The sequence below is a fragment of the Paraburkholderia sp. LEh10 genome (assembly GCF_017814945.1).
In the GTDB taxonomy this organism is placed as follows: Bacteria; Pseudomonadota; Gammaproteobacteria; order Burkholderiales; family Burkholderiaceae; genus Paraburkholderia.
The window spans coordinates 35678-57308 of record NZ_JAGIPX010000009.1 but is presented as its reverse complement, the minus strand read 5'-3'; the positions used below and the strand labels follow the sequence as shown (position 1 = coordinate 57308).

At 63.6% G+C, this 21631-nt stretch carries 18 protein-coding genes; 10 read left to right on the top strand and 8 right to left on the bottom strand.

Annotation, left to right across the window (positions count from 1 at the left end):
- Nucleotides 1-139: 139 nt before the first annotated feature.
- The gene (locus tag J8I87_RS09895) at nucleotides 140-571 is read left to right on the top strand and encodes a PleD family two-component system response regulator (RefSeq protein WP_209931278.1); all 432 of its coding nucleotides are present in this window, start codon (nucleotides 140-142) and stop codon (nucleotides 569-571) included.
- Nucleotides 572-815: 244 nt separating this feature from the next.
- Here J8I87_RS09895 and J8I87_RS09890 read toward each other — a convergent pair whose 3' ends face one another.
- The 5 genes from J8I87_RS09890 to J8I87_RS09870 all read right to left on the bottom strand — a co-directional run bounded on the left by J8I87_RS09890 (nucleotide 816) and on the right by J8I87_RS09870 (nucleotide 4376).
- Complete coding sequence (locus tag J8I87_RS09890; protein ID WP_209931277.1) at nucleotides 816-1013, bottom strand: CsbD family protein; 198 nt, start codon at nucleotides 1011-1013, stop codon at nucleotides 816-818.
- A gap of 105 nt (nucleotides 1014-1118) precedes the next feature.
- A complete protein-coding gene (locus J8I87_RS09885) occupies nucleotides 1119-1328 on the bottom strand; it encodes a hypothetical protein (protein ID WP_209931276.1) in 210 nt (69 codons plus the stop codon).
- 161 nt (nucleotides 1329-1489) lie between these two features.
- Nucleotides 1490-2347, bottom strand: coding sequence for a 2OG-Fe(II) oxygenase (locus tag J8I87_RS09880; RefSeq protein WP_209931402.1), 858 nt, complete (start codon nucleotides 2345-2347; stop codon nucleotides 1490-1492).
- Nucleotides 2348-2464: 117 nt separating this feature from the next.
- Complete coding sequence (locus J8I87_RS09875) at nucleotides 2465-2938, bottom strand: nuclear transport factor 2 family protein (protein ID WP_209931275.1); 474 nt, start codon at nucleotides 2936-2938, stop codon at nucleotides 2465-2467.
- 169 nt (nucleotides 2939-3107) lie between these two features.
- Nucleotides 3108-4376, bottom strand: coding sequence for a patatin-like phospholipase family protein (locus J8I87_RS09870; RefSeq protein WP_209931274.1), 1269 nt, complete (start codon nucleotides 4374-4376; stop codon nucleotides 3108-3110).
- Nucleotides 4377-4770: 394 nt separating this feature from the next.
- Between J8I87_RS09870 and J8I87_RS09865 the strand changes: the two genes are divergently transcribed.
- The 3 genes from J8I87_RS09865 to J8I87_RS09855 all read left to right on the top strand — a co-directional run bounded on the left by J8I87_RS09865 (nucleotide 4771) and on the right by J8I87_RS09855 (nucleotide 9637).
- On the top strand, nucleotides 4771-6405 hold the full coding sequence (locus J8I87_RS09865) for an MFS transporter (protein ID WP_209931273.1): 1635 nt from the start codon (nucleotides 4771-4773) through the stop codon (nucleotides 6403-6405).
- A gap of 110 nt (nucleotides 6406-6515) precedes the next feature.
- A complete protein-coding gene (locus J8I87_RS09860; protein WP_209931272.1) occupies nucleotides 6516-6857 on the top strand; it encodes an NIPSNAP family protein in 342 nt (113 codons plus the stop codon).
- A 215-nt stretch (nucleotides 6858-7072) separates the two neighbouring features.
- On the top strand, nucleotides 7073-9637 hold the full coding sequence (locus tag J8I87_RS09855) for a mechanosensitive ion channel domain-containing protein (protein WP_209931271.1): 2565 nt from the start codon (nucleotides 7073-7075) through the stop codon (nucleotides 9635-9637).
- A 23-nt stretch (nucleotides 9638-9660) separates the two neighbouring features.
- Here J8I87_RS09855 and J8I87_RS09850 read toward each other — a convergent pair whose 3' ends face one another.
- Nucleotides 9661-10146: an SRPBCC family protein gene (locus J8I87_RS09850; RefSeq protein WP_209931270.1), complete on the bottom strand. Its 486-nt coding sequence runs from the start codon at nucleotides 10144-10146 to the stop codon at nucleotides 9661-9663.
- A 1615-nt stretch (nucleotides 10147-11761) separates the two neighbouring features.
- On the opposite strand from J8I87_RS09850, the gene J8I87_RS45645 reads away from it, so the two are divergent.
- The 6 genes from J8I87_RS45645 to J8I87_RS09820 all read left to right on the top strand — a co-directional run bounded on the left by J8I87_RS45645 (nucleotide 11762) and on the right by J8I87_RS09820 (nucleotide 16407).
- Nucleotides 11762-12808 (top strand): phage late control D family protein, encoded by a 1047-nt coding sequence (locus J8I87_RS45645; RefSeq protein WP_209931269.1) that lies wholly within the window; start codon nucleotides 11762-11764, stop codon nucleotides 12806-12808.
- Entirely contained in the window at nucleotides 12744-14618 is a 1875-nt protein-coding gene (locus tag J8I87_RS45640; RefSeq protein WP_209931268.1) for a type VI secretion system Vgr family protein, read from the top strand. Before J8I87_RS45645 ends, J8I87_RS45640 begins: the two co-directional genes overlap by 65 nt.
- A 54-nt stretch (nucleotides 14619-14672) precedes the next feature.
- Nucleotides 14673-15206, top strand: coding sequence for an N-acetylmuramidase domain-containing protein (locus J8I87_RS45945; protein ID WP_209931267.1), 534 nt, complete (start codon nucleotides 14673-14675; stop codon nucleotides 15204-15206).
- Entirely contained in the window at nucleotides 15149-15484 is a 336-nt protein-coding gene (locus tag J8I87_RS09830; protein WP_409518740.1) for an N-acetylmuramidase domain-containing protein, read from the top strand. Before J8I87_RS45945 ends, J8I87_RS09830 begins: the two co-directional genes overlap by 58 nt.
- Before the next feature lie 360 nt (nucleotides 15485-15844).
- Nucleotides 15845-16159, top strand: a complete 315-nt coding sequence (locus J8I87_RS09825; RefSeq protein ID WP_209931265.1) for a hypothetical protein — start codon at nucleotides 15845-15847, stop codon at nucleotides 16157-16159.
- Nucleotides 16156-16407 carry a PAAR domain-containing protein gene (locus J8I87_RS09820; RefSeq protein ID WP_209931264.1) on the top strand — a complete coding sequence of 84 codons (252 nt, stop codon included), beginning with the start codon at nucleotides 16156-16158 and terminating at the stop codon, nucleotides 16405-16407. The genes J8I87_RS09825 and J8I87_RS09820 overlap by 4 nt, the downstream gene beginning before the upstream one ends.
- A gap of 1133 nt (nucleotides 16408-17540) precedes the next feature.
- On the opposite strand, the gene J8I87_RS09815 is transcribed toward J8I87_RS09820, so the two are convergent.
- Nucleotides 17541-19805: an ATP-dependent DNA helicase gene (locus J8I87_RS09815; RefSeq protein ID WP_209931263.1), complete on the bottom strand. Its 2265-nt coding sequence runs from the start codon at nucleotides 19803-19805 to the stop codon at nucleotides 17541-17543.
- Nucleotides 19802-21559: a VRR-NUC domain-containing protein gene (locus J8I87_RS09810; RefSeq protein WP_209931262.1), complete on the bottom strand. Its 1758-nt coding sequence runs from the start codon at nucleotides 21557-21559 to the stop codon at nucleotides 19802-19804. The genes J8I87_RS09815 and J8I87_RS09810 overlap by 4 nt, the downstream gene beginning before the upstream one ends.
- Nucleotides 21560-21631 lie beyond the last annotated feature (72 nt).

Genomic DNA, 21631 nt, shown 5'->3' with positions numbered 1-21631 from the left:
ACGTGTTCGCGGTATCGTTGCAGCCGCGCGGGCGCCGCGACGGTCCCTTCTGCCGCATTGGCACGCGTCGTGCGTACGGCGTGTCTGATTGTCGAATCGCAAGGCGTTCGGCTGCGCGAAAGAAGTCTGCCTTCAAGACATGGAATCAAACGCACTCTCGGACAGCCGTCTTCCGACCATCCTGCTCATCGATGACGAGCCGGATCTTCTCATCGCATGGGCCCTCCTGCTCGAACTCGAGGGCTTCCATGTGTTGACCGCGTTCGAGCCTCGCAAAGGGGTCGAACTCGCGCATCGCGTACACCCTGCGCTCGTCATCACGGACCTGATGATGCCCGACATGGATGGCGCGGAAGTGTGCCGCATGCTCAAGAACGATCCTGAACTCGGCGGCATGCCCGTTATCCTGTGGAGCGCATCGCCCGACATTCCGACCGATGTCGACTGCGAATGCACACTGCACAAGCCCGTTGCGCGCGAAACCTTGCTCGATCAAGTGGATCTGCTGCTGCGCCGCCTGCATCCCGGTGACAGCACGCTGGGCCGCGCGGGCGACGCGCCGCCAAACTAGCTGCAGGCGGTTGAGCGCGGGAGGCTCCGCGCAAAGGCGGCAGTGACCGCAGACGAGCGAACGCACCGCTTGTATCTGCACACACGAACATGCGGCATCGCGAAGCGCGGCTGCCAACATGAAATGGGCCGCGTCGCAACGCGGCCCACGGGCCTGGCCCATTCTTCAATACGCTCCCAGTAGCAGGACGGCTACTGTTCGCGCGACGCGGCGGGCAGCACACGGCCCGCCGCGTCCGAAGCGCCTAGTGATGCTTGCGGCTTTCGCGATCGATATCCTTTGCGTCCTCCTTTGCATCGCCATAGGATTTGCGCACTTCGCCGGCGCCCTGCTGCACGTCACCCTTCAATTCCTGGCTGCGGTTGCCCGTGGCCTTGCCAACGGTCTCGTTGACCTTGCCTTTCACCTTTTCGGCCGTGCCCTTCACCTGGTCCTTGTTCATGGCTGACTCCGTCTGGTTATGCCGACGCACGGTTGCGTCAGTCGACGGGAATTCAGCATCCAGTGTGCCCGCAACCCGGCTGACGGGCTGCCCTGTACGCCGCCATCAGCCGACTTGAGGCGCACGCGTCTCGAGCGTGTGCAGCAGTTCGTCGAGCTTGCGGGCGCGCGTGCGCTGCGACGGCACAAGCGACGCCGCGAGCAGCGCGTTCAGTCGAACGCGCCAGTATGAAAGAGGAAAGCGATTTTCTGCGGCCATATGAGCTAGCACCCGCTCCAGATGATTCAGTTCGCTTTCGAGTTGATAGTTATCCATTGTCGTCCCCCCGATATCCGGTTCCTGTCTGGATCGCGAAATGTCCTTCGCGTGTCGAATGCCGTGGAACCCGAGACACTCGCTGGCCGTCTCCCAGCACACAACGTACCTGAGTGCTTTGCTTGCGCGCGAGCGTGAAACGCTTCGCATCGCAGACCTCGCTAGACGTAGGGACGCTCGCGCATCCACTTCGTCATGATCCATTTGTCGCCGCTCGTCACGGGCGCGCCGCCATGCAGGGTCAGCGGATCGAGCTGTCTGCGTCCGTTCATGTAGCGGAAGTAGACGGCGCTGCCTTGCCGCGCCATCACGGCAAGCCCCGCGTCGGGAAAGACCGTTTCGCCGCCGCCCTCGACGTCGTTCAGATAGACGATCAGCGTCGCGACGCGCTGGCCGCCGCGCGCGGTATGCACCGCGCTGCCGCTCTGTCCGGGAGGAAAGTAATCGAAGTGCGCGCGGTACTCGCCGCCTGCCGTGTAATGCAGGATCTGCAAGCCCTCCCCGTGTTCGAGCGGCTCGCCCATCAACGCGGCGATCCGGCGATCCAGCCGCTCGATGAACGGGTCCTCGCATCGCTGAAACCAGAAGCCCTCGCTAGTGCGCAACTGGATCACGTCTTCCTGGCCGCTGTCGGGATTGACGGTCGTCGAGCGTTTGAGCCGATGCCGCGCGCGCTCGATCAGTTCCGTGCATTCGTCCGCAGAGAGCACGTTGCCGAACGCGATCACCTGAGGACGCTCGACTCGCATCAGCACCGTCACGTCGCGGTCGTGCGCGCGCACGCGGTTGCCTGCGGCGACGGGACAGGCATCGTAGTGGTAAGCGCGCGCGCTGTCATCGACGGGTGAAATCGCGGCGGCCTGCACGCCGCCTTCGGCGGCGGCGCGGCCCACGATGTCGCGTGCCGCCGCCGCATCGAAGCCCGCCTGCACCATCGCCTCGATCATCGATTCCGGCGTGCAACCGCGGCTTACATTGGTCGCGAGCCATTCCTGCCATGCAGCATCCACGACGTGCATATTCACCCCCACTGCTTCGTTGTTCATCGTGCCTCTGCAACGGGACACGGCAGGCAGCTCGAACGCGCGATGCATGCCCCGTGCACGCTGACTGTCACGGCCTCTTCACGAGCATGCTCAAGCTGATTTCGCGCGCCACGCGGCGAGACCGAGCTTCGCCTGCTCGCGAATCGCGTTCTGCACAAAGGGGGTCCAGCCGAGCAGCGCGCCCTTCGCGCCCAGCGCCTGGCTGGCCCAACGCCAGAGGTCGAAGCGATCGTGATGCGCGACGATCAGGCCGTCGCGAAACATGAAACGCGCGTCGATCGGATTGACGACCGTCCTGCCCGTTTGACTGAACACGTAACTCGCGACCCAATGCGCACTGCCGCCGACATCGTTCGCCGTGACATGGCTGAAGGCGAGCGTGAACTCCTGCGCGCGCGACACGAGCATGCGCCACATGTCGCGCACTTCGTCGCCGTGCAGCTCGACGAAGACGGGATCGGTAAAGGTCACGTCGGGCGCGTAGCAGGCCGCCATCGCATCGACATCGCGCCGTTGAAAGGCTTCGTAAAATCGCTCGATCAATGCTGCATTGGGATGAGTCATTTCAGCCGTTCCGTTGGCCATTGCTGCCGACCGTTCCGATGCGCCGCATCGACGCCGCCGAACGTGAAGAACCTTCAGCCAAGGTACAACATGCCTGTTCGTCCGCGCAATCTCTCAGGTATGTCGCCATCTTTCACGGCGGCTGCCTGAGCGCACATCGATGACGGCGTCACGCCGCTTCCGGGTCCGAACGGTGAATCGCGATGCCTTCCATCGGGTCCGGCTCCTCGCGCCAGGGCGCGCGCGCGATCATCCGCTGCGCGTCCGCGTAGCCTGCCTGCCAGCGCCGCCTGATGCCGTCCGCCGAAAAATCGATATCCTTGTGCAGCTCGTCGCGGTCGAAACTCGGCGCGTCGAGCTCGATCACCTGCATCGTCGTTCCGCAGCCCCAGTTGAGCAGTTCCTTGACGGCCGCCGACTCGCGTTCGTCCTCGGGCAGATGCGTGCCGAGTTCACGGATCACGTGGCGCAGCCGATGGATCTGCCGCTGACGTTCGAGATGGCTTTCCGCGCGGCTCGAATACTGGATGTCGCGCTGCCGGCTCATCGCCTCGCGGATCGACGCGGGCTCGGCGCCATGCGCGGGCCACAACTGCACGGTGAAGATCACGGAGCTGTGCCGCGGCCGGTCGTCGAGCACCGCTTCGAGCGGCGTATTCGAATAGATGCCGCCATCCCAGTACGCTTCGCCGTCGATGCGCACGGACGGAAAGCCCGGCGGAAACGCCGCCGATGCCATTACGTGCTGCACGTCGAGCGGTTGGTCGCGGTTGGTGAAGTAGCGCATCTGTCCACTGCCCACGCCGACCGTGCCGACCGTCAGCCGCGTCTGCTTGCGGTTCAGGTAGTCGAAGTCGATCAATGCCGTGAGCGTCTCGCGCAACGGCTCGGTGTGATAGAACGCCGCCTGCTCGATGCCGACGGGCACATGCGCGCCGAGCCACGCGCCCGCGCGCGGGGTGAAGAACGTCGGTATGCCTTGCGACATGATCGACAGATTGCGCAGCCACGGCTCGTAGCCGGGCATCCATGCCGCCCACGCGGCCGCCCACCAGTTGGGGATTCCCAGCGCGGCGCACGCGGGCGCGCACGCCGCCAGCCAGTCCGGCGTCTGATTGGCCTGCCACGTCACGCGGTCCCAGAATGCGTGCAGCCGCTGCATCCGGTCCTCGGGACGGTTGCCCGCGATGACCGCGCCGTTGATCGCGCCGATCGACGTGCCGATCACCCAGTCGGGCTCGATGCCGGCGTCGTGCAGCGCTTCGAACACACCGGCTTGGTACGCGCCGAGCGCACCGCCGCCTTGCAGCACGAGCACGACCTGGGCATCGATCGCCGGGTGTGCCGATGCTTCGTGCGCTTCGCGGGCGGGCGCGGATGCGCGGGACGCCTGCGCGGATGGCTGCGCTGCCGTGTGCGCGGGAGGTTTTTTGGCCATCGTGGGACTCTCCGCAATTGAGACGGGAGCCGCGGCACACGCCGCGGGCAGCCACACGATAGCGTACCTTGACTACGCGCGCATGCATGGCGGGCGCGGCGCGGCTCCCGCTTGCTCAGAAGAGGCCAGCAAGCACCCGGTAGCGGACCGTGCTGCGGTACGCGCAGTAGCTTTCGTCGGCAGCCAACGGCTTTTCTTCACGAACGATGCGCACGTACCGCAGCACGAACTAAATTCCGTACACCAGCAGTGTTCTGCAGGCCGAGATGGTCGACACCGTACTGTTACTCCTGATCCGATCCGCTGCCCTGCTGCCGTTCAGCCCACGCTGAACGTGTGACGGCTTCGCGTGTCCATTGCATTGTCGAACACACTGCATCCGTGGACACGCCTCATGTCCGATCACGCCGCTCCGCCCCTCGACAAGCCTCGCGACACGCCGCACGCGTTTCCCGCCCAGGCCAGTCCCTGCGACGATCTCGCGATCCGCGCGCAGCCCGCCGCGGCTCGCGCCTGCCGTCATAAGCGTCTCGCTCTCGCCGCGACGATACTCGGCTCCAGCATGGCGTTCATCGACGGCTCCGTCGTCAACGTCGCGCTGCCCGCGATACAAAGCGAACTCGGCGCAAGCGTCGCGGCGATGCAATGGGTCGTCAATGCGTACCTGCTGCTGCTCGGCTCGCTGGTGCTCGTGGGCGGCGCGATGGGCGACAGGCTCGGGCGGCGCACCGTCTTCATCGCGGGCGTTGCGCTGTTCACGGCGGCGTCGGCGGCATGCGGCTTCGCGCCCGATCCGGGCGCGCTGATCGCCGCCCGCGCCGTGCAGGGCATCGGCGCGGCGCTGCTGGTGCCGGGCAGCCTCGCGATCATCGGCGCCGTGTTCGATGAACGCGAGCGCGGCCGCGCGATCGGCACATGGGCCGGCGTCGGCGCGATCACGTCGGCCGTGGGGCCCGTCGCGGGCGGCTGGCTCGTCGACGCGATTTCATGGCGCGCGATCTTCTATCTGAACGTGCCCCTCGCGGCCTTGACGGTCGCGCTCGCGCTGTCGTCGGTGCCCGACAGCCGCGTCGACGGCGCCACGCGCCGCCTCGACTGGCCCGGCGCGCTGGCGGCGGCTGCGGGACTCGGCTTGCTGACATACGGCCTGACGCTCGCGTCGTCGCATGGTTTCAACGATGCAACAGTGGCCGGCGCGGTGGCGGCCGGGCTGGCCGTCTGCGCCGCGTTCGTCGCGATCGAGGCGCGCAGCGAAGATCCGATGATGCCGCTCGACGTGTTTCATTCGCGAGATTTCACGGGCGCCAACCTCGTCACGCTGCTGGTGTATTTCGGCCTCGGCGGCGCGCTCTTCTTTCTGCCGTTCACGCTGATCCGCGCGCACGGCTACACGGCGACGCAAGCGGGCGCGGCGCTGTTGCCCGTGCCCGTCGTGATCGGCGCGCTGTCGCGCTTCATGGGCGGACTCACGGTGCGCTTCGGGCCGCGCGCGCTGCTGACGGCGGGTCCGCTGATCGCGGCGGCCGGCTTCGTGCTGCTCGCGCTGCCCGCGTGGCTCGACACCGCCGGCATGAGCTACTGGACGCGCTTTTTCCCCGCGCTCGCCGTGCTCGGCCTCGGCATGACGATCACCGTCGCGCCGCTGACGACCACCGTGATGACCTCCGTGCCCGCGGGACGCACGGGCGTCGCGTCGGGCATCAACAATGCCGTTGCGCGCATCGCGAGCCTGCTGGCGATCGCGGTGCTCGGCATCGTGTTCGTGTGGTCGCACGATGCGGCCTTGTCGGTGAATCTCGCACGGCTGCACATTCCCGCCGATCTACATCGCGCGGGCGAGCTCCTCGAACCCGCCGCGATGGCGGGCGCGCATGCCGTCCCCGCGCAAATCGTGGAGGCGCAGACTCAAGCCATCGACGCGGGGCTGTGCGCCGTCGCGCTGGTGTCGGCGGCTTGCGCTGTGCTGGGCGCGGCGTGCGCCGCGGCGACCATCCGCGGGCAAGCGCGCAAGCAGACGCAAGGGCGTTAGCGTCACGCGCGCATCGACACTTCCAGCCACGCTGAAACGTCGCGCGACCCGCGTCGCGGATACTGGGCGTCATGCAGCCGGGGGTTCCGGCCGATCACGACGGAGTTCACATGACGCTCACCTGTTTCATCCGCTATCAGATCGATCCGTTCCAACGCGACGCATTCAGGCAATACGCCGAAAACTGGGGCGAAATCATTCCGCGCTGCGGCGGCCAGCTGATCGGCTACTTCCTTCCGCACGAAGGGACGAACGACATCGCGTGGGGCCTGATCGCGTTCGACAGTCTCGCTGCCTACGAGGCGTATCGCGCGCGGCTGCGCACCGACCCCGCGTCCGTCGAGAATTTCCGCATCGCGCAGACGAAGCGCTTCATCCTGCGCGAAGAACGAACGTTCACGGAAGTCGTCGACGAAACGCTCGGCATACGGGCGCGGCCCGTGCAGGGGTGAGCGCGCCGCCGCAACAGAAAGACGCGAGAAACGCACGAAATTGCGTGCAGCGAACGCTCCCATGCGGATCGGATGCAGGAGGGGAGCCGGATCGCCCGTTTTGAGGAACTTATCGCACCTCGCGGCTGTCGCTTAATTTTCAGTCGAAACGTGGTGGCTCCCGGCGCCGCATCGCGTCAAGCCGTACGCGCATCGCCGCCGCCCACCGGCCTTACATGCGCAAATTCCTCCTGTTCTGCCTGCTCGCGCTATTCAGCGTCCCCGCCCTGTCCGCCGTGACGGAAACCACGAGCGCGTCCGGCGCCTCCGCCACCACCGTCACCCTCACGCCCGAGCAGGCCCGTCAGGCGCTGCTCGTCCTCAACGACCCGAAAAAGCGCGCGCAGATCGAAGACACGCTGAACGCCATCGCGGCGGCCGGCGTGCTCGCGACGCCTGCGCCAGCCGAGCCCGCATCGGCCGCGTCGGCGGCCACGGCGGCGTCGGGCGCGAGCGTGCCCGCGGCGTTCAAGTCGAACGGTCTCGCTTCGCAACTGGTGCGCCAGGGCGCGCACTGGTTCGGCCAGGCCGGCTCGACGCTGAAGCGCTCCGTTGCGGTGTTGCTCGACACATCGTCGGCGGGCTACTGGTGGAACGTGCAGCTTTCCGATTCGCACGAGCGGGCAAAGGCGTTCGGCGTGCTGCTTGCGCTGATCGGCACGCTGTTGCCCGCGATCGCGCTCGAATGGCTCGCGCGGCGGCTGTTGCGCCGGGCGCGCGCCGCGATCATCTTGCGGCGAGAAGCACGTGAGGCACGTGAGGCGCGCGTGGCGAGCGACGAAGCGAGAGCCGCCGCCGCGAACGGCGCGGTCCCGGCGCACGCCCCGACCGCCGCCGCCGAAGGGGGCGTCCCGCCGGGCCCGGCCGCGCCTTCGATGTCGACGCCCCCTGCCGCGTCCGCATCGTCGAGGGCAACCGCGCAAGCGGCGGGCAAGCCCGGCGATCCGCAGAAGGAAGCCCGCAGCAAGCGTCAGGCGGAAAACCACTGGGTCACGCTGCAGCGCCTGCCGAGCGCGGCGCTGCAACTGCTCGTGCGCATGCTGCCGCTCGTCGTGTTCATCGCGGCCGCGAGCGCGCTGATGCCGATCTTCACCGAAGACGGGACGATTCAGGACGCTGCGCTCAACGGGCTGATCGACCTGTACGTGATCTGCCGCGCGATCGTCATCGCCGCCGGCTTCTTCCTGCAGCCCGACGCGCCGGGGCTGCGGCTGTTGCGTCTGCCCGATAGCTGGGCGCTTTTCATGCAGCGCTGGGTGATTCGCGTGGTCAGCGTGATCGGCGCGGGTGGCGCGCTGATCGAGATCGCCACGGCGCTCGGCCTGAGCGACGCCGCGCATCTGCCCCTCGTCAAGCTGCTCGCGCTGGTCGGCCATGTGATGGTGTCGATCATGATCCTGCAATGCCGCGCGCCGGTCTCCGCGCTGCTGCGCGAGCGCACGAGCGAAACCCAGCGTCCCGTGACGCTGCTCGCGCACGGCCTCATCGACATGTGGGCATGGGTCGCCGTGTTCATCGTGATGGCGTTGTGGTTCGTGTGGGCGCTCGACGTTCACAACGGCTACCGGACACTGCTGCATCTCGGCGGCCTGTCGCTCGTCGTGATAGTCGCGGCGCGGGTCGTGTCGATCGTCCTGTACGGCGCGCTCGGCAAGCTTTTTCGCGTCGACGAGGACGAGCAGCGTTCGCTGATCAACCAGCACGCGTACCGCTACTACCCGTTGATCCGGCGCGCGGTGTCGACGGTGATCGTGGCCGTGACGGCGCTTTTGCTGCTGCAGGTTTGGGGCATCGACGTGTGGCTCTTCTTCCGGCCCGGCGCGATCGGCCACCGGCTGACCTCGGCGCTCGTCACGATCTGTGTGGCCGCCGTGATTGCGCTGATTGTGTGGGAAGTCGCGAACGTCGCCGTCGAAAAGCGCCTCGCGGAGTGGACCCAGACGGGCGACCTCGTGCGCGCCGCGCGTCTGCGCACTCTTGTGCCGATGCTGCGCTCGGCGCTCTTCGTCGTGATCGCGCTGGTGGTGGTGCTCACGGGCCTGAGCGAACTCGGCGTGAACACCGCGCCGCTGCTCGCGAGTGCGAGCATCTTCGGCGTCGCGCTCGGCTTCGGCTCGCAGAAACTCGTGCAGGACTTCATCACGGGGATCTTCCTGCTGATGGAAAACGCGATGCAGGTCGGCGACTGGGTGACGCTCGCGGGCGTGTCGGGCACGGTCGAGTATCTGTCGATCCGCACCGTGCGCCTGCGCGGCGGCGACGGTTCGTTATTCACGGTGCCGTTCAGTTCGGTTTCAACCGTGAACAACACGAATCGCGGGCTCGGCAATGCGGCCGTCAGGGTGAGCATCGCGTACGGCCAGGACGTCGATCTCGCGATCGAAACGCTCAAGGAAATCGGCGCGGCGCTGCGCGAGGACGACAGCTTCAAGGACGGCATTCTGTCGGACTTCAGCTTCTGGGGCGTCGATGCCGTCGATGGTGCGTCGGTCACGCTCGCGGGCCAGATCCAATGCCGCGACTCGGCGCGCTGGCCCGTGCAGCGCGAGTTCAACCGGCGCATTCTCGAGACGTTCCGCGCGAAGGGCATCGAGATCGCGAATCCGCAGCGCAGCATGCTGGTCTCCCCCAACGCGGCGCCCGGCGGTCCCGCTTGCGCCGACGAAGAGCCGCAAGGACCGCCGCGTCCCGCGAGTGTCCCGGATGGCTCGAAGAAGCAGAAGCCGCAGCCTCGGCATTGACCTTCACGCCGCGAACCTGGCCGTCACGAATGCTCGATGCCGACGAGGCGCGCGTCGAGCAGACTGGCGAGGGCTTCGCCGCCCTGCTGCATCACGTAATCGTGATTCCATTTGAAGAACGGGCGCGCGAGCGGCGCGAGCAGGTTCATCCAGCCGCGTTTCGTGCGCACGCGCCATTCGTAGTGCACGACTGTGACTGCATCATACGTGGAGAACTGCCAGCGCCCGGTACCTTCGACATCGCCGCGCGCTTCGCCTTCGAGCATCACGAGCGGCTCGACGCGGGTCACGCGCATGTCGAAGGCGACGCGGTAGGGCAAGCGCCCTTTCCATGTGTAGCGGTGTAATGCGCCGACGCCGTCCGTTGCGCCGGTTTCCACTTCGATCACGCGTTCGACGCTTTTCCACCATTGCGGCCAGTGGGCCGGGTCGTGGATTGCATTCCACACTGCTTCCAGCGGCGCGTCGACGCGCCAGATCGTTGTGAAGCGGTACTCGCTTGGGTCCACGTGGGCTCCTTTCTTTTTTTGTCTGCGACGCTGGTTTGTTTTCTTTGTTGTCTGCGACGCTGGTTTGAATTGCTGCTTTCGCTGGCATTCGCGAATGTGGCTTGTTTTGCCCTTTCGCGGGCATCCGCGATGCGGGTTGCTTTTGCCACTGTCGCTGGCATCCGCGAATGCGCCTCGCGGCGCAGGCGTTGCCCCTGTGTGGGGAAACCCTCATTCCCTCAAAGCCTGTCCCGCAAGGAGGATACTGGCTCGATCCCCATACTCTGAGCAAATTTCACTTATTTTCGAGGACACCCGCAGGACACATTTTGCAGAAGTTTTGCACGCCCCGTCCCGTCCAGCTTGCCTCCTTTCGTCACTGCGCCTCCCAGGAATCCATTTCTGAACGAACGGCTTACGCTCGACGTTCCATCCCATGCACGAAAACAACAGGGATGCGGAGACGGTCAGGGCCAAACTGTCACAGGAGAGCGAGGATGAAGGACGTTAACTGTTCAAACCTTCGATACCAGGGAGCGGCACACACCATTTCCACTCCCCGCGCACCAACCCACGCGGAAACTTGCGCGGGCGACAACACTCGGAGTCGCAAAGGCTCGCCACGCGTTGCGGAAAGATTCAACCCCGGTTCGCTGCCGTGGCTCGTGCATGCACCGCGCGATTGGTTCAGCCCGCCAGGGTGAAGCCGCGTAATCTCCAAGGCGAAATCGCTACAGAGGAACAAAAGCCCGCTCGTGGCGGGCTGTGGTCCGGCCGGGTATTCCGAGGAAGGGCGTCGGCGGCCGGGACCGTGTGCGGGGGGCGCGCGGTCGGAACAAAAATATAGGCCGCGCTTTCTTCGCACGACTTGAACCGGGGGAATCGCTTCTTCGGGCCAACGCAGGCGAATCGGCGCGGCGTGCGTGCCGGCGCGCGATTGACGCCGTCACACTCCGCGATCCATTGCGCGAGCACGAACTGAGTCTGTGGTATGCGGTGCATCAGTCCGGTCTTGGCAAGTCGTTCAGGATGCTCAAGATCAAACGGCGCGCATAACTCCGTTTCGAACGTTTCTCATGGACTAACGCAAACGCCGTTCGGAGGGTTGCAACGGCTTCTCGTAATCGTCGATTCCGAGGCCAAGGCTCACGCGCCCAATCTGCTGTTCACGCGAGACAGTGTCGCCGCCATGGCTGACGGAGCTGGTCTTTTGTGTGCGGTGCCACTCTGACGGCGTGGTTCCATGCCTCGGAATCCGATGTCGCTGTCCAGAGTTTGGCCCGCCTTCATAGCGCGCTTTCTTTTGCCCTTCATCTCTCGTTGCTCCTGCCTCTGACGCGTCCGACTTTCATCGGCCGTGTCGCGTTCCATTCGTCTTGCCTGCGATGGCATGGCGATTTTTCGCCTGCCGCAATCAGGCCAGACCTATTTCGCGTGACGTGTTGCGCGCTTGCCACTCTTTTCAAATCCTGACACTTCCGCCAGCACGATTCCGATAGGTTTGAATCTGAATAATTAATTTGCATTCCGAACTAGATGACGTGCTTCCACAAATTAAGCAACAGGGACGTTACGAAAACATGAGCGATAACGCGGGCCGAAAAATCGCGCAGGGTGAAGACTTAAGGACTTGCGCATGAAAAACCGGTCGCCCTTTAATTCTTCTGTCTACATGGCGCCGGAACGACCGCTGGAGATACGTGGTTCAGCGCTGCCCCGATGGACGCCGCCCCAGCCGCCGCGTGACTACTACGTCATAACCGGACAACGGCCACCCAAAGACATCACAGAGCCGGTTTTCATCCCGGTCTACCTGCACGGCACCGAAGCAGTTGGCGAACTTTTCAAATATACGGTGCGCGTGCGCAGCGACATCGAGGTGCCTTCTTTCCCCGATCTCATCACGCTGAATCTGGACGATATCGTCGGAACCGATGTCATCGTGTATGTGGATGTGCCCGGCAAGGGCGTGTTCGTGCCCGGTATGCCGGGGGATACCGGCAGGGGCAATATCGGTGCCTATGTGCGCGAGATATCCGGGGTCGTGTGCGATGCGCGATTTGTACGGCGCGATGACCGTTCGATGGTCTACGAGTTCAATATCGAACCCGCGCTGAAGAAGGCCACACTAGGCCAGAACTGGCGGGTGTTCCAGAACTGTACGGTGATCGAGGCGATCAGCCAGCTACTTGCTCCCTATCCGATCTCGGTTGACTGGCGCATCCACGGGCCGTTGCACGGCGAGCATTACCCCATACGCGATCTGCAACGCCAATACTGGGAGAGTGACTGGACCTGCATCAGGCGCTGGTGTGAACGCGCGGGCCTGTTCTTCTGGTTCGAGCATAGCAACGGGTTTCATCGCCTCGTGATCGCCGACCACATGGGCGCGTTCGATTCACATGGCAAGGCGTACGCAACGCTCCGTTATGCGCCGGGCGACAACCGCATCGACGAGGAACACATCGAGCGGCTGGCATTCAGCAGCCGTCAGACGGAAGGCAAGGCAACCGCTGTCGATCACGACTACATGCAGCCCCGCATGCGGGCCGCCAATACGCCCTTGTGCGCGTCGGAGGACTACCCGCGCGACACGGGGGAAGCCGACCAGGAGTTCTATGAGTTCCGCGAATATCAGCCAGCCGCTCCAGGGCGCCCAGGGTCTGGCCGGGCAACGTCCTGACCTGGACGAACAGGCGCGTCAGGTGGCGCTGGTTCGCCAGCAATCCAGGCGATGCCAGGGACTGCGCGCAACGGGGTTCGGCCACCTGCGCGGACTGACCCCAGGCTGCACGTTCGACCTGACGGAATACCCGCTGGATGCGGCCAACCAGGAATATCTGGTGGTGTCCGCGACCCTCACGATTGAATCGAACGACCAGGCGAGCGGCTCGGACCAGGTATTCCGCTGCGACACGGAGTTCGAACTCTATCCGGTACAGGCGGGATATTTCCGCCTGCCAATCGTCACGCACTGGCCGGTTGCGGGCACCGAGATTGCGGTCGTGACCGGACCCGAAGGCCACGAGATGTGGACAAATGCTCTGGGTCGTGTGCTTTGCCAGCTCGCCCCCGACCGCACGGGCAAGTATGACCACAACTCGTTTATCTGGCTGCGCGTCATGCAGCCGTGGCAGAACCGTCAGATGGGTTCGGTGTTCGTCCCGCGCATCGGCAGCGAGATACTTGTCGGCTATGTCAATGGTAACCCTGACATGCCCTATATCGCGGGCAGCGCGGTCAACGCGAACAATCGCCCCCCGTGGCAGCTACCGCACAACCAGTGGCTGTCGGGTCTGCGCAGCAGGGAGCGGGATGGCTCGGCGTCGAACCATCTGGCGCTCGATGACACACGCGGCAAACAGCAGGTACAACTGGCGAGCGATCACGCGAAATCCAGCCTGAGTCTGGGCTATATCACGCGCATCGACGGCAACGCGGGGCGGCAGGACGAACGCGGTCAGGGCTTCGAACTGCGTACCGATCTGTGGGGTGTGCTTCGCGCGGCGATGGGCCTGCTCGTGACCACGTTCGGACGATCCGGCGCAGCGGGCAAGGTCAAGGACATGGCCGAAACAATCGCACGGCTTACGCAGGCGCGCGGGCAGCACGAGGACCTGTCGCAGCTCGCGCAGCGGCACAACGCGCAGACGCCTGATGCCAGTCAGGCCAATGCGGTCACCACGATCAAGGCGCAGAACGACGCCATCCGGGGTAACGGCGGAAACGGGAACGACTTCCCCGAAATGACGCGGCCCGACATGGTGCTCACGAGCGCAGCCGGCATCGCCACGACGGCGACCGACAGCACGCACATGGCAAGCCAGAACGATCAGGCGGTGACAGCGGGCCGCGATGTGAGCTATTCGGCGGGACGCTCGTATCACGTTGCAGCGCGCGGGGCGGTGTCGCTGTTCGCCTACCAGCAGGGCATGAAGTTCATCGCCGCAAAGGGTGCGTGGGTCGCACAGGCGCAGAGCGGACCGATGTCGCTGGAAGCCCTTGGTGATGTGACCGTCAGCAGCACGGACGGCCGAATCGTGATTACCGCAGCGAAGGAGGTGTGGATCGGCGCGAATGGTTCATATGTCCAGATCAACGGCAGCGGGATCACCAACGCATCGCCGGGACCGATTCTCGAAAAGACGCCTTCGTGGGATAAGCCGGGAGCCGACTCGAAGCGCATGCCGCTGCCGGTCATGCCGGTGGCGCCGTTTGCGCAGAACCCTACCGACGTCTATTCGCAGACGTTCGATGTCAGCACGGTTGCCGCGAATCTCGGCATTGGTCCGGCGCTCGCTAACCAGCCGTATCGCGTCTATCTGCCTGACGGCACGATCCAGCAGCAGGGCATGCTGACCGAAGGTTCCACCGTGACGGTCAATACGGCTGAGTCAACAAGAGTGAAGTGCGAGATTGGCGCAGGCGATTGGCGTGCTTTCGACGATGCCTACGATCATCACGAACTCGAAGACGGTATCGAGCCGGCGTGACCTCCGGGCGGCGCGTCGGAACCCGCAGCCACTTCTCCCGAACAGGGCAAGGTTGTGAAGGATACCCCGACGCGCAAGAAGGAAGTGACTGAAGACGAACAGACCCACAAGATGAAAACCAGCATCACAATCGAACATCACTACAAGGTCGTCGATACGGGCAAACCGACCACGATCGCGTTTAATGTGCTCGGGTCAAGACTTAACTACCCCAATCCGGCCATATTTTCCGAACAGCAGTACAAAAACATGGCGACTCAATTAAACGTCGAAGTCGCTGCCATTAAGGCAATCGTTCAGCAAGAATCACAAGGTCATCCATTTTTGGAGAATGGTCTTCCGCCGATACTGTATGAACGACGACACTTCTTCGACCTGGCAGTCAAAAAACGGGCAAGAGAGCAGCAAATCGTAAATTCGGCAGCCAAACGGAGAGGCGGTCAAGTCAAGGAGTCATCTCCCCAAACCCATATCCTGAATTCCCGGATCTGTGCTTTCCTAATGAGAAAGATAATTACGGCCGAGGTGGGTTGCATCAATATGAAAAGCTGGTTCGCGCGGCAAGCCTTGATTTTGAGGTGGCTTTGATGGCTTGCTCTTGGGGCGGGTTTCAGATATTGGGTGAATATTATCCATCGTGCGGGTGTGCAAACATCTTTGAAATTGTCAATAAGTTCATTTCGGGGACGAATGGGCAAGCGGAGATATTTGTCGCATTTATGAAAAACATGAAGCCAGCTGCCGTTAAAGGTCTGCAAACTCACAGTTGGGAGCAGGTTGCAGCTGCATATAACGGCTCGGGCTGGCGTGCTTCAAACCCTGATTATGCGATCCATCTCGCAGCATATTATGACCAATTCAAATAAATTCGTCGCAATACTATTCCTGCTAGCGCAAATCATTTCAAGCGCTCACGCTGGACAGGCAATAATTTTCACCGACCCAAGTTTAATCGGTTTTCGCAGTGGCGAAGAGGTTTCAGGGTTTTATGATTTGGAGAATAAAAAATTCTCCTGCAGCTTTCTGTTTTTTAAAAATGGAAAGGAGTTGAAAAGTATTGACGTTAGAGGGTACACCGTTACCAAGCTATTCACATTTGTTCCGAGCGAAAATTCACTTAATTTTGCGAACGGGATCGAATATTTGATATAGATGGTAGTTTATATCGAAACGGTAATGAATGGATAATCCGGACTGCAAGTGCTCAAGCGGGGTGTGAAAACGCAATGGGAACATTCACTTTCGATCCTAACGATTTTCGCTCCGTTAGTTATTATGTCCAACAGGAGATTCCAGCAATCGGCATTGCTCTTGCAAAAAGAAAAACCAATTTCTTTGATTATCAAAACGGAACATATGTGGCGCGAAAAGGCTATCTAGCGAAGTGGAATGCAGTGATCATACTGCAAATACGTGATCAGTTTTCTCTTGTTCGTTTCGTCAATCCGCACACAAATGTTGAGAACTTTGGTCGAGTGACAACCGGCTGGGTCCGTTCCTCTGATCTCGTGAACCCTTTCCCGCCAGCGAGCAAACAATGATCGCCCTTATCCGCCTCGGCGACACCACCGACCACGGCGGCGAAGTCATCACCGCTTCCGACACCATGCGCTACGGCGGTCGACGCGTGGCCCGCAGAGGTGACATGGTGACGTGCCCGCTCCACCCCGACATCAATCCAAATGTCATTCTCGAAGGCGACGCAAACATGATGGATGGAGGCGTTCCCGTCGCACGTCACGGACACAAGGCGACATGCGGCTGTCACCTGATTTCCAGTCTGATCTGACGCGGACGATGAGAGGGTATAAGAAGACGATTGAGGACATGCACGGCCTTGCCGCGAGTCGGGGAGGCGTCTGTCTTTCCCAGGAGTATGTCCGTGGGAACCTGCACCTGGAATGGCAGTGTGCCGAAGGGCATCGGTGGCGCGCGACCCCTGACGCTGTTGCCCAGCGTTCATGGTGTCCTATCTGCGTTCGGGCGCGGATGCGCGATACGCTGGAGACAAGACAATGCAGGCGGTCGCCGCACAGCGCGCCGGCCGCTGCCTGTCTGACGCCTATGTCGGCTGTTCCTCACCGCTTGAGTGGGAGTGTGCAAAAGGTCATCGCTGGAGGGCGACACCGGGAGCGGTCAAGCACCGTACCTGGTGTCCCGAATGCGCGAGACTGGCACGCGCGCATACCATCGAGGAAATGCGCGAGGTTGCGCGGCAACGCGGCGGGCAATGTCTGTCGGAAACGTACCGTAACGCTGCGACGCCGCTCGAATGGCATTGTGCGCGCGGACACACCTGGAGAGCTACATCCAATAGAATTCTGCAAGGTGGCTGGTGCAAACAGTGTTATTACGACAGCATGCGCGGCACGCTTGAATCCATGCAGGCGCTTGCGAAATCGCGCGGCGGACGCTGCCTGTCTGAACGATATGTTGACGCGGGAAAGCATCTGAGCTGGGAGTGTGACAAGGGGCACACCTGGCGCGCTGTTCCCTACTCGATTGCCGAGGGCAGATGGTGCCCGCAGTGCGCAATCCTCAGAAGGTGCCAGAACGACGAAGCACGCAGCCGATATCTCGCAGTACGAATCCGTGGTGGCTCTTCTACGTGAGCATAATGGAACACTAACCCGGTTCAAAAAAATGCCGTGCCCTTGGGCACGGTCAACAGGCTGAGTTAGCCGCCTCCGACAAGATCAACCGCGTGAAGCTCCGCTAGTGCTGCGTTGACCGTGCGTCGGGCAGCATCACCAGATCGCCACTGCCGCCAAAATCGAGCCAACCGGCGCATGCAATCTCGATACCTTTCTTTGCGATCGTTGCGGTAAAAGCAAAGCAAACCGCAATCGCGAATACCAGCGACAGCGGCAAAACACACCGGCGTCGCAGACAAACAAAAAAACCTATTACAGACGAGAAACCCTATTCCACTTTCCACCACCGCGGCAACAGCCGCCTCACCTCCCGCCGCCGGAAACGATCATCGATCAGATGCACCACCCCCGCGTCATGCTCTGTGCGTATCACGCGCCCCGCCGCCTGCACGACCTTTTGCATGCCCGGATACAGATACGCATAGTCATAACCATTGCCAAACCGCGCCTCCAGCGTGCGGCGCATCTGCTCATTCACGTCGTTCATCTGCGGCAACCCGAGCGTCGCAATGAACGCGCCAATCAACCGGTCACCCGCCAGATCCACGCCCTCAGAAAACGCGCCGCCCAGCACCGCGAAGCCGATGCCCGCGCCGCTCGTCTCGAATCGCGCAAGAAAAGCGTCGCGCGCAGCTTCGTCCATGCGCGGCTCCTGCGTCCAGATCGGCACCTGCGGATGCCGCAGGCGCATCGACCCGGCCACGCGCTGCAGATAGTCGAAGCTGCTCAGGAACCCGAGATAGTTGCCCGGACGCTCGGCATACTGTCGCGCGATCAGATCGACGATCGGTTCGAGCGAGCGTTCACGGTCGCGCCAGCGTGTCGATACATGATCCGCGACCCGCACGTCCAGCTGCTCCGCCCGGAACGGCCCGTCCACGTCGAGCCAGCCAGTGTCGTCGGGCAAGCCGAGCATGTCGCGATAGAAATGCTGCGGACTGAGCGTGCCCGAAAACATGATCGTCGCCCGCGCGGCTGCATAACGCGGTTTCAGGAACGGCGCGGGAATCACATTGCGCACGCAAAGCGATGTCGCGGGCTTCGTGCGCGAGCCGGCGTGCTGCGATTCGAGCGTCACGTCAACGATGGAGTGATCGCCAAACTGCTCGAGTAGCGACACGAAATGCAACGCGTCGAAATAGAAGCGCAGCACGGTTTCGTCGACGGAATGCGGTGCTTCCGCGAGCTGGTCGCCAAGCGACGCGATCAGGTTCTGCACGGCCGATTGAAGCTTCGGCGGCACGGCGGCGAGCACCTCGTATGCCGCGTTGCGCTCTCGGCTCAACGCATTCCATTCGCGGTTCAGACGGTCGAAGGGCTTCTTCAGCGCAGCGGGCGCGGCATGGCGCGCGCCGCGAAACGCGGACTGATCGAGCGTCGCGCTGTACATGCGGCGCGCGCGGTCGGGCAGATTGTGCGCTTCGTCGACGAGCACCGCGACGCGCCAGTCGTTCATCTGCGTGAGCGCGTAGAGCATCGCGCTGCTGTCGTAGTAATAGTTGTAGTCGCCGATCACGACATCGCACCAGCGCGCCAGCTCCTGCGCCAGATAATACGGACAGATGCCGTGCGCGAGCGCCGCCTCGCGCACCGTCGCGCGATCGAGCATGCGCGCCTGCAACGCCGTGCCGCGCGCGGCGGGCAGACGGTCGTAGAAGCCGCGCGCGAGCGGACACGATTCGCCGTCGCATGATTTGTCGGGATGCTCGCAGGCCTTGTCGCGCGCGACGAGTTCTAGCGTGCGCAGCGGCAACGGCCCCACGCCTTCGTGCAGCGATGCGATCGCATCGAGCGCCAGTGCGCGGCCCGGTGTCTTCGCCGTCAGAAAGAACACACGGTCCAGATGATCGGCGCCGCACGCCTTCAGCAACGGGAAGATCGTGCCAAGCGTCTTGCCGATGCCCGTCGGCGCTTGCGCCATCAGACAGCGCCCGTCGCGCGCCGCGCGGAATGCGGCCACCGACAGCTCGCGCTGGCCGCTGCGAAACTCGCGATACGGAAAGCGCAGCGCGCCGAGCGCGGCGTTGCGCGCGTCGCGATGCGCTTCTTCATGCGCGGCCCACGCGACGAACCGCTCGCACTGGTCCTCGAAAAACGCGCGAAGCGAAGCCGCAGTGTGCGGCTGCGTCAGCACTGTTTCTTTCTGATCGGCGATATCGAAGTACACGAGCGCAACCGTCAGCGCTTCGAGTCCACGCGCGACGCACAGCAAATGTCCATATATGAGCGCCTGCGCCCAATGCAGCACGCGATGGTTGGCGGGCATCCGTTCGAGATCGCCGCGATGCGTCTTGATCTCTTCGAGACGGTTGAGCGCGGGGTCGTAGCCGTCGGCGCGGCCGCGCACCGTCAGCCCGCGATGCGCGCCCGTCAGCGTGATCTCGGCCTCATAGCCACCCGTGCGGCGCGCCGTCACCGTCTGATGTCCGGCCATGCCCTCCAGCGCCGAGGGCGCAGGCGTGAAGCGCAGATCGAGATCGCCGCGCCGCGCGGTGAATTCGCACAGCGTGCGCACGGCAACGACGTACGTCATGCCGCCTCCGTGCTGGTCGCTTCGCCGCTGCGCGCGACGTTGCCGCTGTCGCCGCTACCGGCGTGACGGGCTGTATCGATGCCGTCGGACCAGCGCAGATCGAGCACGCGCACGGGCATGTCGTGCTGCATGCAGTAGTCGAGCCAGCGAATCTGGTTGTCCTGAAGACGGTCGCCCGGCCCCTTCACTTCGATCAGCTCATAGCGCCGCTCGCGCGGCCAGAAGCGGATCAGGTCGGGCAGGCCCGAACGGTTCGCGCGGATGTCGGCCAGCAGGCGCTCGAACCACAGCTTCAGATGCACGGCGGGCAGGCAGTCGAGCGCGAGCGTCAGCAGGCCGGGCGTCAGCATGCCCCAGAACACGAATGGCGATTGCAGCCCGGCCTTCGTTTCGAAGTGACGCAGGATCGTCGCGCGCCACGCATCGCTATCGAGTTGCGCGAAGCACGCGTCGAACTGCGTGGCGCGGCGCACGCGAAAGTTGGGTGCATGCAGGTCGGCGGGGCCGCGCTGGAACGGGTGAAAGAACGCGCCCGGCACGGCCGCGAAGATGGGCTCCCAGCACAACAGACCGAACAGCGAATTGATCAGCGCATTCTCGACATAATGAACGGGCGCGTCGTCCGTCGAAAGATGATCGCGCACCGCGTATTCGACCGCGATCGGCTCGGCGGGACACGGCAGTTCGAGCAGACCGCGCTGCGCGGCGCGCGCGCCCGCGAGCTTTGGCGCGTGAAGCCCGAGCCGTCGTTGCAGGCGCGGCACGATGCGCGCGAGTCGTTGCTGCTCTTCTTCGCTCTCGGGTTCGGCGGCGGCTTGCAGCGCAAGCGCGAGCGCCGCTTCGTCTCGGCCCGCGCGTTCGAGCACGCGCATGCGTCGATGACGCGCACCCGGCCACGCGCAGCGCTCGTAGACACGCAAGGCCGCGTCCCAGTCGTGCCGACGCTCCGCATGATGGCCGATCGCGAACAGCAGCTTCGCGCGCCGCAACGCGAGCCATGCGTTGTCGCGCGTGTCGATTGCGTCGACGGCTTCGAGCAGCGGCTCCAGCGCTTCAGCCCCCGTCAGCTCCAGCGCTTCGCGACATGCACTGAGCGCGAGATACGCATCGACGTCTTCGCGTTGCTGAAACGCCCGCGACGATTGCGCGAACGCGACGCGCTCGTACTGGAACACGCCCAGATCGGCCAGCACGAACTCCGACCAGTCCTGATGCAGATTGCCGAAGAACATCAGCCGAAAGCGCTCGCACAGCGGCGCGACGAGCACACGCAACGCGGCTTCAGACGTCTCGCCATCCCATTCGCGATAACGCCTGGGCGCCGCATGCTGCGCGCGCAATGCTTCGAGCCACTCGGCCTTGCGCGCGCCCTTGAGCGCGGGCGCAGCGGCGAACATGCGGGCAAGCTCCGGCCGGGTCGCCAGCGCGAACAGTTCGTCGAGCGACACGGCGGCATCGGCGTCGATCCAGCCGAGCGCGGCGAGCGGCGCGGCCGCCGCGACGGAGCAGCCGATTTCCGCATACGCGAGCCGACCCGTGCGAAACAGCGTGCCCTTGCGCATCAGCATGCGCACGAGCAGCGCGCGCGACGCCTTCGGCAAACGTGCGTCGTCATTGAGAAACACCTCGAGAAAGGCACGCTCGCCGTCGTCGAGCAGATCGTCGTAACGCTCGGCGATCCAGGCGAGCGCGCGCTCGAAATTAGTCAGGTAATAGAAAGATCCGGCGATGGGATCGGCAGCGGCGGTCGGCACGGCTATCGGGCGCAGTCGGATACAAACGGCATGGAAGATACAGAGGCACGGAGGGCTGTATATTTATACAGC